The organism is Enterobacter sp. V89_11 (assembly GCF_029967775.1).
In the GTDB taxonomy this organism is placed as follows: Bacteria; Pseudomonadota; Gammaproteobacteria; order Enterobacterales; family Enterobacteriaceae; genus Enterobacter; species Enterobacter ludwigii.
In genome coordinates, this window is the sequence record NZ_JASCAN010000030.1 from 1 (window position 1) to 12,427 (window position 12,427).

General features: G+C 52.2%; 9 protein-coding genes. All 9 read left to right on the plus strand.

The genetic code is table 11. From position 1 onward, the window contains the following. The coding region (locus QLG09_RS21395) for an elongation factor Tu (RefSeq protein ID WP_072082104.1) at positions 1–101 on the plus strand (101 nt) is incomplete at its 5' end. Positions 102–330: 229 nt separating this feature from the next. Continuing rightward, positions 331–714: a preprotein translocase subunit SecE gene (gene secE, locus QLG09_RS21400; protein WP_003862342.1), complete on the plus strand. Its 384-nt coding sequence runs from the start codon at positions 331–333 to the stop codon at positions 712–714. Between the two features lies 1 nt (position 715). Further along, the gene (nusG, locus tag QLG09_RS21405; protein ID WP_003862341.1) at positions 716–1,261 is read left to right on the plus strand and encodes a transcription termination/antitermination protein NusG; all 546 of its coding nucleotides are present in this window, start codon (positions 716–718) and stop codon (positions 1,259–1,261) included. A gap of 155 nt (positions 1,262–1,416) precedes the next feature. Continuing rightward, complete coding sequence (rplK, locus tag QLG09_RS21410; RefSeq protein WP_008808007.1) at positions 1,417–1,845, plus strand: 50S ribosomal protein L11; 429 nt, start codon at positions 1,417–1,419, stop codon at positions 1,843–1,845. 3 nt (positions 1,846–1,848) lie between these two features. Continuing rightward, positions 1,849–2,553 carry a 50S ribosomal protein L1 gene (gene rplA / locus QLG09_RS21415; RefSeq protein ID WP_006810530.1) on the plus strand — a complete coding sequence of 235 codons (705 nt, stop codon included), beginning with the start codon at positions 1,849–1,851 and terminating at the stop codon, positions 2,551–2,553. A gap of 291 nt (positions 2,554–2,844) precedes the next feature. Continuing rightward, a complete protein-coding gene (gene rplJ, locus QLG09_RS21420) occupies positions 2,845–3,342 on the plus strand; it encodes a 50S ribosomal protein L10 (RefSeq protein ID WP_004097644.1) in 498 nt (165 codons plus the stop codon). Positions 3,343–3,408: 66 nt separating this feature from the next. Next, complete coding sequence (gene rplL / locus QLG09_RS21425) at positions 3,409–3,774, plus strand: 50S ribosomal protein L7/L12 (protein WP_014168154.1); 366 nt, start codon at positions 3,409–3,411, stop codon at positions 3,772–3,774. A gap of 319 nt (positions 3,775–4,093) precedes the next feature. After that, complete coding sequence (rpoB, locus tag QLG09_RS21430) at positions 4,094–8,122, plus strand: DNA-directed RNA polymerase subunit beta (RefSeq protein ID WP_020882980.1); 4,029 nt, start codon at positions 4,094–4,096, stop codon at positions 8,120–8,122. Positions 8,123–8,198: 76 nt separating this feature from the next. Further along, on the plus strand, positions 8,199–12,422 hold the full coding sequence (rpoC, locus tag QLG09_RS21435) for a DNA-directed RNA polymerase subunit beta' (protein ID WP_014168156.1): 4,224 nt from the start codon (positions 8,199–8,201) through the stop codon (positions 12,420–12,422). The last annotated feature ends 5 nt before the right edge of the window (positions 12,423–12,427 follow it).

Sequence of the window (12,427 nt, forward strand, 5' to 3'; positions counted from 1 at the left end):
CGCTGATCCACCCAATCGCGATGGACGACGGTCTGCGTTTCGCAATCCGTGAAGGTGGCCGTACCGTTGGCGCGGGCGTGGTTGCTAAAGTTCTCGGCTAATTGCTGATAACATTTGACGCAATGCGCAATAAAAGGGCATCATTTGATGCCCTTTTTGCACGCTTTCAGATCAGAACCTGGCTCATCAGTGATTAAATTTGTCATAATCATTGCTGAGACAGGCTCTGCAGAGAGCGTATAATCCGAAAAGCGAATTAGCATTTCGATTTGGTTTGCCTCGCAATCGCGGGGTGAAAATGTTTGTAGAATACTTCTGACAGGTTGGTTTATGAGTGCGAATACCGAAGCTCAAGGGAGCGGGCGCGGCCTGGAAGCGATGAAATGGGTAGTCGTAGCCGTGCTGCTGATTGTAGCGATTGTCGGCAACTACCTTTATCGTGACATGATGCTGCCGCTACGCGCGCTTGCAGTGGTAATTCTGATTGCTGCAGCGGGTGGTGTCGCGCTGTTGACGACAAAAGGCAAAGCGACTGTCGCTTTTGCTCGCGAAGCGCGTACCGAAGTCCGCAAGGTAATTTGGCCGACTCGCCAGGAAACATTGCACACCACGCTGATCGTAGCGGCGGTTACCGCTGTAATGTCACTGATCCTGTGGGGACTGGATGGTATTCTGGTTCGCCTGGTATCCTTTATCACTGGCCTGAGGTTCTGAGATGTCTGAAGCCCCTAAAAAGCGCTGGTACGTCGTTCAGGCGTTTTCCGGTTTTGAAGGCCGCGTAGCAACGTCGCTGCGTGAGCATATCAAATTACACAACATGGAAGAGTTATTTGGCGAAGTTATGGTTCCGACCGAAGAAGTGGTCGAGATCCGTGGCGGCCAACGTCGCAAAAGCGAGCGTAAATTCTTCCCGGGTTACGTGCTGGTTCAGATGGTTATGAACGACGCGAGCTGGCACCTGGTGCGTAGCGTACCGCGCGTGATGGGCTTTATCGGCGGCACGTCTGACCGTCCGGCGCCAATCAGCGACAAAGAAGTTGATGCGATTATGAACCGCCTGCAGCAGGTGGGGGATAAGCCGCGTCCGAAAACGCTGTTTGAACCGGGTGAAATGGTTCGTGTTAATGACGGTCCGTTTGCTGACTTTAATGGCGTGGTTGAAGAAGTGGACTACGAAAAGTCCCGCCTGAAAGTGTCCGTTTCTATCTTCGGTCGTGCGACCCCGGTAGAACTGGACTTTGCCCAGGTAGAAAAAGCCTAAGCAGCGATCAAAAAAGCGACGATTTAATCGTTGCACAAGGCGCGAGATTGGAATACAATTTCGCGCCTTTTGTTTTTATGGGCTGCGGCCTGTAAAACGATTTTATTCACGGGGAGCCTCCTTGAGGCGTTATCACCCAATCAGAGGATTTTAGAATGGCTAAGAAAGTACAAGCCTACGTCAAGCTGCAGGTTGCAGCAGGTATGGCGAACCCAAGTCCACCAGTTGGTCCAGCTCTGGGTCAGCAGGGTGTGAACATCATGGAATTCTGTAAAGCGTTCAACGCCAAAACCGAATCCATGGAAAAAGGTCTGCCAATCCCAGTTGTTATCACTGTATACGCTGACCGTTCTTTCACTTTCGTTACCAAAACCCCTCCAGCAGCAGTTCTGCTGAAGAAAGCGGCGGGTATCAAGTCTGGTTCCGGTAAACCGAACAAAGACAAAGTGGGTAAAATTTCCCGCGCTCAGCTGCAGGAAATCGCGCAGACCAAAGCTGCCGACATGACTGGTGCCGACATTGAAGCGATGACTCGCTCAATCGAAGGTACTGCACGTTCCATGGGCCTGGTAGTGGAGGACTAAGAAATGGCTAAACTGACCAAGCGCATGTCCGTGATCCGTGACAAAGTTGATGCGACCAAACAGTACGACATTAACGAAGCTATCGCTCTGCTGAAAGAACTGGCTACCGCTAAGTTCGTTGAAAGCGTTGACGTTGCTGTTAACCTGGGCATCGATGCTCGTAAATCTGATCAGAACGTTCGTGGTGCAACTGTACTGCCACACGGTACTGGCCGTTCCGTACGCGTAGCTGTATTTGCTCAGGGTGCAAACGCTGAAGCGGCTAAAGCTGCCGGCGCTGAACTGGTAGGTATGGAAGATCTGGCTGACCAGATCAAGAAAGGCGAAATGAACTTTGACGTTGTTATTGCTTCTCCAGATGCAATGCGCGTTGTTGGCCAGCTGGGCCAGGTTCTGGGTCCACGCGGCCTGATGCCAAACCCGAAAGTGGGTACTGTAACCCCTAACGTTGCTGAGGCTGTTAAGAACGCTAAAGCAGGTCAGGTTCGTTATCGTAACGACAAAAACGGCATCATCCACACCACCATCGGTAAAGTGGACTTTGACGCTGACAAACTGAAAGAAAACCTGGAAGCTCTGCTGGTTGCGCTGAAAAAAGCAAAACCAACTCAGGCGAAAGGCGTGTACATCAAGAAAGTTAGCATCTCCACCACCATGGGTGCAGGTGTTGCAGTTGACCAGGCTGGCCTGAGCGCTGCTGCAAACTAATGCCTTTACGTGGGCGGTGATTTTGTCTACAATCTTACCCCCACGTTTGCTAACAAAAGTTAGCGGCTAAAAGATTTGTTCGTTGGAGCCTGGCCTAATCCAGGCCTCCGTCGAAGACCGCAGGTGTTTCGCAAGAAACTTAATGCCCTGCGTAGACGGTGACAGAACGCTAAGATTATTTTTGGATACTCTGGCTTGTTTCTGCTCACCGTATTAAGACGCTCTTTCCGTTGGGGAGAGTGAAGTGAGTTCCGGAACATGAGTTCCGGCAAACATCCAGGAGCAAAGCTAATGGCTTTAAATCTTCAAGACAAACAAGCGATTGTTGCTGAAGTCAGCGAAGTAGCCAAAGGCGCGCTGTCTGCAGTAGTTGCGGATTCCCGTGGCGTTACTGTAGACAAAATGACTGAACTGCGTAAAGCAGGTCGTGAAGCTGGCGTATACATGCGTGTTGTTCGTAACACCCTGCTGCGTCGCGTAGTTGAAGGTACTCCTTTCGAGTGCCTGAAAGACACGTTTGTTGGTCCGACCCTTATTGCATACTCTATGGAACACCCGGGCGCTGCTGCTCGTCTGTTCAAAGAGTTCGCGAAAGCGAATGCAAAATTTGAGGTCAAAGCTGCAGCCTTTGAAGGTGAGTTGATCCCGGCATCGCAAATCGATCGCCTGGCAACCCTGCCGACCTACGAAGAAGCAATTGCACGCCTGATGGCAACCATGAAAGAAGCTTCGGCTGGCAAACTGGTTCGCACTCTGGCTGCTGTTCGCGATGCAAAAGAAGCTGCTTAATCGCAGTTATCTTTATAAAGCATTTGCTTACGTATAAACTTATTCTGATTTTCAGGAACAATTTAAATGTCTATCACTAAAGATCAAATCATTGAAGCAGTTGCAGCTATGTCCGTAATGGACGTTGTAGAACTGATCTCTGCAATGGAAGAAAAATTCGGTGTTTCCGCTGCTGCTGCTGTAGCTGTAGCTGCTGGCCCGGTTGAAGCTGCTGAAGAAAAAACTGAATTCGACGTAATTCTGAAAGCTGCTGGCGCTAACAAAGTTGCTGTTATCAAAGCAGTACGTGGCGCAACTGGCCTGGGTCTGAAAGAAGCTAAAGACCTGGTAGAAGCTGCTCCAGCTGCGCTGAAAGAAGGCGTGAGCAAAGACGACGCAGAAGCACTGAAAAAATCTCTGGAAGAAGCTGGCGCTGAAGTTGAAGTTAAATAAGCCAACTTTTCTGGTTGCAGCCTAAGTCATTAGGCTGATGGCTGGTGACTTTTTAGTCACCAGCCTTTTTGCGCTGTAAGGCATCAGTAGCATTTCACACTGTTTGACTACTGGTTGTCCTGACAATGCATGTTTCTATCGACGACTTAATATATTGCGACAGGGTGCGCGCTCTGTGTAAATCGCGACGAAATGATTTAAGCGTGATAGCAACAGGTATTGCGGAAAGTATTCAATTTTCCGGTCCACAAAATGGTGTTGCACAAACTGTCCCTTCGTCGGACAGATGGGTCGACTTGTCAGCGAGCTGAGGAACCCTATGGTTTACTCCTATACCGAGAAAAAACGTATTCGTAAGGATTTTGGTAAACGTCCACAAGTTCTGGACATTCCATATCTCCTTTCTATCCAGCTTGACTCGTTCCAGAAGTTTATCGAGCAAGATCCTGAAGGGCAGTACGGCCTGGAAGCAGCCTTCCGTTCCGTGTTCCCGATTCAGAGCTACAGCGGTAACTCCGAGCTGCAGTACGTCAGCTACCGCCTTGGCGAACCGGTGTTTGACGTTCAGGAATGTCAGATCCGTGGCGTGACCTATTCCGCACCGCTGCGCGTAAAACTGCGTCTGGTGATCTATGAGCGCGAAGCGCCAGAAGGCACCGTAAAAGACATTAAAGAACAAGAAGTCTACATGGGTGAAATTCCACTCATGACAGACAACGGTACTTTCGTCATCAACGGTACTGAGCGTGTTATCGTTTCCCAGCTGCATCGTAGCCCGGGTGTCTTCTTCGACAGCGATAAAGGTAAAACACACTCATCCGGTAAAGTACTGTATAACGCGCGTATCATTCCTTACCGTGGTTCCTGGCTGGACTTCGAGTTCGATCCTAAAGACAACCTGTTTGTCCGTATCGACCGTCGTCGTAAACTGCCTGCGACCATCATTTTGCGTGCGCTGCAATACACCACTGAACAGATCCTGGACCTGTTCTTTGAGAAAGTAATCTTTGAAATCCGCGACAACAAGTTGCAGATGGAGCTGGTGCCAGAGCGTCTGCGTGGTGAGACCGCGTCGTTCGACATCGAAGCCGACGGCAAAGTGTATGTGGAAAAAGGCCGCCGTATTACCGCGCGCCACATCCGTCAGCTGGAAAAAGATGATATCAAACTCATCGAAGTTCCGGTTGAATACATTGCTGGAAAAGTAGCCGCGAAAGATTACGTTGATGAATCAACTGGCGAGCTGATCTGCCCGGCGAACATGGAGCTGAGCCTGGATCTGCTGGCTAAGCTGAGCCAGTCTGGCCACAAACGCATCGAAACGCTGTTCACCAACGATCTGGACCACGGTCCTTATATCTCTGAGACTATCCGCGTCGATCCAACGACCGATCGTCTGAGCGCGCTGGTAGAAATCTACCGCATGATGCGCCCTGGTGAACCACCAACTCGCGAAGCGGCTGAAAGCCTGTTCGAGAACCTGTTCTTCTCCGAAGACCGCTACGATCTGTCCGCGGTTGGTCGTATGAAGTTCAACCGTTCTCTGCTGCGTGATGAGATCGAAGGTTCCGGTATCCTGAGCAAAGACGACATCATCGAAGTGATGAAGAAGCTCATCGATATCCGTAACGGCAAAGGCGAAGTGGACGATATCGACCACCTCGGCAACCGTCGTATCCGTTCCGTAGGCGAAATGGCGGAAAACCAGTTCCGCGTTGGCCTGGTACGTGTTGAGCGTGCGGTGAAAGAGCGTCTGTCTCTGGGCGATCTGGATACCCTGATGCCTCAGGATATGATCAACGCCAAGCCGATTTCTGCAGCAGTGAAAGAGTTCTTCGGTTCCAGCCAGCTGTCTCAGTTCATGGACCAGAACAACCCGCTGTCTGAGATCACGCACAAACGTCGTATCTCTGCACTTGGCCCAGGCGGTCTGACCCGTGAACGTGCAGGCTTCGAAGTTCGAGACGTACACCCGACTCACTACGGTCGCGTATGTCCAATCGAAACGCCTGAAGGTCCAAACATCGGTCTGATCAACTCCCTGTCCGTGTACGCACAGACTAACGAATACGGTTTCCTTGAGACTCCGTACCGTAAAGTGACCGACGGTGTTGTAACTGACGAAATTCACTACCTGTCTGCTATCGAAGAAGGCAACTACGTTATCGCTCAGGCGAACTCCAACCTGGATGACGAAGGCCACTTTGTAGAAGATCTGGTTACCTGCCGTAGCAAAGGCGAATCCAGCTTGTTCAGCCGCGACCAGGTTGACTACATGGACGTATCCACCCAGCAGGTGGTATCCGTCGGTGCGTCCCTGATCCCGTTCCTGGAACACGATGACGCCAACCGTGCATTGATGGGTGCGAACATGCAACGTCAGGCCGTTCCAACTCTGCGTGCTGATAAGCCGCTGGTTGGTACCGGTATGGAACGTGCTGTTGCCGTTGACTCCGGTGTTACTGCGGTGGCTAAACGTGGCGGTACTGTTCAGTACGTGGATGCTTCCCGTATCGTTATCAAAGTTAACGAAGACGAGATGTACCCGGGCGAAGCAGGTATCGACATTTATAACCTGACCAAATACACCCGTTCTAACCAGAACACCTGTATCAACCAGATGCCTTGTGTGTCTCTGGGTGAGCCCGTTGAGCGCGGCGACGTGCTGGCAGACGGTCCGTCCACCGACCTCGGTGAACTGGCGCTCGGTCAGAACATGCGCGTAGCGTTCATGCCGTGGAACGGTTACAACTTCGAAGACTCCATCCTCGTCTCCGAGCGTGTGGTTCAGGAAGATCGTTTCACTACCATCCACATTCAGGAACTGGCATGTGTGTCCCGTGACACCAAGCTGGGGCCAGAAGAGATCACCGCTGATATCCCTAACGTGGGTGAAGCTGCGCTCTCCAAACTGGATGAATCCGGTATCGTTTACATCGGTGCAGAAGTGACCGGCGGCGACATTCTGGTTGGTAAGGTAACGCCGAAAGGTGAAACCCAGCTGACGCCAGAAGAGAAACTGCTGCGTGCTATCTTCGGTGAGAAAGCGTCTGACGTTAAAGACTCTTCGCTGCGCGTACCAAACGGTGTTTCCGGTACGGTTATCGATGTTCAGGTCTTCACCCGTGACGGCGTTGAGAAAGATAAGCGTGCGCTGGAAATCGAAGAGATGCAGCTCAAACAGGCTAAGAAAGACCTGTCTGAAGAACTGCAGATCCTCGAAGCGGGTCTGTTCAGCCGTATCTATGCGGTGCTGGTTGCCGGTGGCGTTGAAGCTGAGAAGCTCGACAAACTGCCACGCGATCGCTGGCTGGAACTGGGCCTGACCGACGAAGAGAAACAAAATCAGCTGGAACAGCTGGCTGAGCAGTATGACGAACTGAAACACGAGTTCGAGAAAAAACTCGAAGCGAAACGCCGTAAAATCACTCAGGGCGACGATCTGGCACCAGGCGTGCTGAAGATTGTTAAGGTGTATCTGGCTGTTAAACGTCAGATCCAGCCTGGTGATAAGATGGCAGGTCGTCACGGTAACAAGGGTGTTATCTCTAAGATCAACCCGATCGAAGATATGCCGCACGATGCTAACGGTACGCCGGTAGATATCGTACTGAACCCACTGGGCGTACCGTCTCGTATGAACATCGGTCAGATTCTGGAAACCCACCTGGGTATGGCTGCGAAAGGTATCGGCGATAAGATCAACGCCATGCTGAAACAGCAGGAAGAAGTCGCGAAGCTGCGCGAATTCATCCAGCGTGCCTACGATCTGGGTACCGACGTTCGTCAGAAAGTCGACCTGAGCACCTTCAGCGATGAAGAAGTGCTGCGTCTGGCAGAGAACCTGCGCAAAGGTATGCCGATTGCAACGCCGGTATTCGACGGTGCAAAAGAAGCTGAAATCAAAGAGCTGCTGCAACTGGGTGGTCTGCCAACGTCTGGTCAGATTACGCTGTTTGATGGCCGTACCGGTGAACAGTTCGAGCGTCCGGTAACCGTAGGTTACATGTACATGCTGAAACTGAACCACCTGGTCGACGACAAGATGCACGCTCGTTCTACCGGTTCTTACAGCCTGGTTACTCAGCAGCCGCTGGGTGGTAAGGCGCAGTTCGGTGGTCAGCGCTTCGGGGAGATGGAAGTGTGGGCGCTGGAAGCATACGGCGCAGCATACACCCTGCAGGAAATGCTCACCGTTAAGTCTGATGACGTGAACGGTCGTACCAAGATGTATAAAAACATCGTGGACGGCAATCATCAGATGGAACCGGGCATGCCAGAGTCCTTCAACGTACTGTTGAAAGAGATTCGTTCGCTGGGTATCAACATCGAACTGGAAGACGAGTAATTCTCGCTCAAACAGGTCACTGGTGTCGGGCTAACCCCCGACACCAGATTGTGCTAACTCCGACGGGAGCAAATCCGTGAAAGATTTATTAAAGTTTCTGAAAGCGCAGACTAAAACCGAAGAGTTTGATGCGATCAAAATTGCTCTGGCTTCGCCAGACATGATCCGTTCATGGTCTTTCGGTGAAGTTAAAAAGCCGGAAACCATCAACTACCGTACGTTCAAGCCTGAGCGTGACGGCCTTTTCTGTGCACGAATTTTCGGGCCAGTAAAAGACTACGAGTGCCTGTGCGGTAAGTACAAGCGCCTGAAACACCGTGGTGTGATCTGTGAGAAGTGCGGCGTTGAAGTGACCCAGACCAAAGTGCGCCGTGAGCGCATGGGCCACATCGAACTGGCATCTCCAACTGCGCACATCTGGTTCCTGAAATCTCTGCCGTCCCGTATCGGCCTGCTGCTGGATATGCCGCTGCGCGATATCGAACGTGTTCTGTACTTCGAATCTTATGTCGTTATCGAAGGCGGTATGACGAACCTGGAACGCCACCAGATTCTGACCGAAGAACAGTATCTGGACGCGCTGGAAGAGTTCGGTGACGAATTCGATGCGAAGATGGGTGCGGAAGCTATTCAGGCCCTGCTGAAAAGCATGGACCTGGAGCAAGAGTGCGAGCAGCTGCGTGAAGAGCTGAACGAAACCAACTCCGAAACCAAGCGTAAAAAGCTGACCAAGCGTATCAAACTGCTGGAAGCGTTCGTTCAGTCTGGTAACAAACCAGAGTGGATGATCCTGACCGTTCTGCCGGTTCTGCCGCCAGATCTGCGTCCGCTGGTTCCGCTGGATGGTGGTCGTTTCGCAACGTCGGATCTGAACGATCTGTATCGTCGCGTTATCAACCGTAACAACCGTCTGAAACGTCTGCTGGATCTGGCTGCGCCGGACATCATCGTACGTAACGAAAAACGTATGCTGCAGGAAGCGGTAGATGCCCTGCTGGATAACGGTCGTCGCGGTCGTGCGATCACCGGTTCTAACAAACGTCCTCTGAAATCTTTGGCCGATATGATCAAAGGTAAACAGGGTCGTTTCCGTCAGAACCTGCTCGGTAAGCGTGTTGACTACTCCGGTCGTTCTGTTATCACCGTAGGTCCATACCTGCGTCTGCATCAGTGCGGTCTGCCGAAGAAAATGGCACTGGAGCTGTTCAAACCGTTCATCTACGGCAAGCTGGAACTGCGTGGCCTGGCCACCACCATCAAAGCCGCTAAGAAAATGGTTGAGCGTGAAGAAGCTGTCGTTTGGGATATCCTGGACGAAGTTATCCGCGAACACCCGGTACTGCTGAACCGTGCACCAACACTGCACCGTCTGGGTATCCAGGCATTTGAACCGGTACTGATCGAAGGTAAAGCTATCCAGCTGCACCCGCTGGTTTGTGCGGCATATAACGCCGACTTCGATGGTGACCAGATGGCTGTTCACGTACCGCTGACGCTGGAAGCCCAGCTCGAAGCGCGTGCGCTGATGATGTCTACTAACAACATCCTGTCTCCAGCGAACGGTGAACCAATCATCGTTCCTTCTCAGGACGTTGTATTGGGTCTTTACTACATGACCCGTGACTGTGTTAACGCCAAAGGCGAAGGCATGGTGCTGACTGGCCCTAAAGAAGCTGAGCGTATCTATCGCGCTGGCCTGGCCTCTCTGCATGCGCGTGTCAAAGTGCGTATCACTGAATATGAAAAAGATGCTAACGGCGAATTCGTTGCGAAAACCAGCCTGAAAGACACGACCGTTGGCCGTGCCATTCTGTGGATGATCGTACCGAAAGGTCTGCCTTTCTCCATCGTCAACCAGGCGCTGGGTAAGAAAGCGATCTCCAAAATGCTGAACACCTGTTACCGCATTCTGGGTCTGAAGCCGACAGTTATCTTCGCTGACCAGACAATGTACACCGGCTTTGCATATGCAGCGCGTTCAGGTGCATCTGTTGGTATCGATGACATGGTTATCCCAGAGAAGAAACACGAGATCATCTCTGAAGCGGAAGCCGAAGTTGCTGAGATCCAGGAGCAGTTCCAGTCTGGTCTGGTTACCGCGGGCGAACGCTATAACAAAGTTATCGATATCTGGGCTGCGGCGAACGATCGTGTATCCAAAGCGATGATGGATAACCTGCAAACCGAAACCGTGATTAACCGTGACGGCGTAGAAGAGCAGCAGGTTTCCTTCAACAGCATTTACATGATGGCCGACTCCGGTGCGCGTGGTTCTGCAGCACAGATTCGTCAGCTGGCAGGTATGCGTGGTCTGATGGCGAAGCCAGATGGCTCCATCATCGAAACGCCAATCACCGCGAACTTCCGTGAAGGTCTGAACGTACTCCAGTACTTCATCTCTACTCACGGTGCGCGTAAAGGTCTGGCGGATACCGCACTGAAAACAGCGAACTCCGGTTATCTGACGCGTCGTCTGGTTGACGTTGCGCAGGATCTGGTTGTGACCGAAGACGATTGTGGCACCCTCGAAGGTATCACCATGACCCCGGTTATCGAGGGCGGTGATGTTAAAGAGCCGCTGCGCGATCGCGTACTGGGTCGTGTAACCGCGGAAGACATTCTGAAGCCGGGTACCGCAGACATTCTGGTTCCACGCAACACGCTGCTGCACGAACAGTGGTGTGACCTGCTGGAAGCGAACTCTGTTGACTCTGTGAAAGTTCGTTCCGTTGTATCTTGTGACACCGATTTCGGTGTATGTGCGCACTGCTATGGTCGTGACCTGGCGCGTGGCCACATCATCAACAAAGGTGAAGCAATCGGTGTTATCGCGGCACAGTCCATCGGTGAACCGGGTACACAGCTGACGATGCGTACGTTCCACATCGGTGGTGCGGCATCTCGTGCGGCTGCTGAATCCAGCATCCAGGTGAAAAACAAAGGTAGCATCAAGCTCAGCAACGCGAAGTCTGTTGTTAACTCCGCAGGCAAGCTGGTTGTGACCTCTCGTAACACCGAGCTGAAGCTGATCGACGAATTCGGTCGTACCAAAGAGAGCTATAAAGTGCCTTACGGTGCTGTTATGGCGAAAGGTGATGGCGAGCAGGTTGCCGGCGGTGAAACCGTTGCAAACTGGGATCCACACACCATGCCGGTTATCACCGAAGTAAGTGGTTTCATCCGCTTTACTGACATGATCGACGGCCAGACCATTACTCGTCAGACCGACGAGCTGACCGGTCTGTCTTCTCTGGTCGTTCTGGACTCTGCTGAGCGTACTGCCGGTGGTAAAGATCTGCGTCCTGCACTGAAAATCGTTGATGCTCAGGGTAACGACGTTCTGATCCCTGGTACCGATATGCCTGCGCAGTACTTCCTGCCGGGTAAAGCGATTGTACAGCTGGAAGATGGCGTACAGATCAGTTCTGGTGACACCCTGGCGCGTATTCCTCAGGAATCCGGCGGTACCAAGGACATCACCGGTGGTCTGCCACGCGTTGCGGATCTGTTCGAAGCACGTCGTCCGAAAGAGCCTGCAATCCTGGCTGAAATCAGCGGTATCATCTCCTTCGGTAAAGAGACCAAAGGTAAACGCCGTCTGGTTATCACCCCAGTAGATGGCAGCGAGCCGTACGAAGAGATGATTCCTAAGTGGCGTCAGCTTAACGTGTTCGAAGGTGAACGTGTAGAACGTGGTGATGTGGTTTCCGACGGTCCAGAAGCGCCGCACGACATCCTGCGTCTGCGTGGTGTGCATGCTGTTACTCGTTACATCGTTAACGAAGTACAGGACGTATACCGTCTGCAGGGCGTTAAGATTAACGATAAACACATCGAAGTTATCGTTCGTCAGATGCTGCGTAAAGCAACCATCGATAGCGCGGGCAGCTCTGAGTTCCTGGAAGGCGAGCAGGTTGAATACTCACGCGTCAAGATCGCTAACCGCGATCTGGAAGCGAACGGCAAAATCGCTGCGACCTTCTCGCGCGATCTGCTGGGTATCACCAAAGCGTCTCTGGCAACCGAGTCCTTCATCTCTGCAGCATCGTTCCAGGAGACCACGCGTGTCCTGACCGAAGCCGCTGTAGCAGGTAAGCGTGATGAACTGCGCGGTCTGAAAGAGAACGTTATCGTGGGTCGTCTGATCCCGGCGGGTACCGGTTATGCGTACCATCAGGATCGTATGCGTCGTCGTGCTGCAGGCGAACTGCCAGCTGCACCGCAGGTAACTGCTGAAGATGCATCCGCGAGCCTGGCAGAGCTGCTGAACGCAGGTCTGGGTGGTTCTGACAACGAGTAATCGTT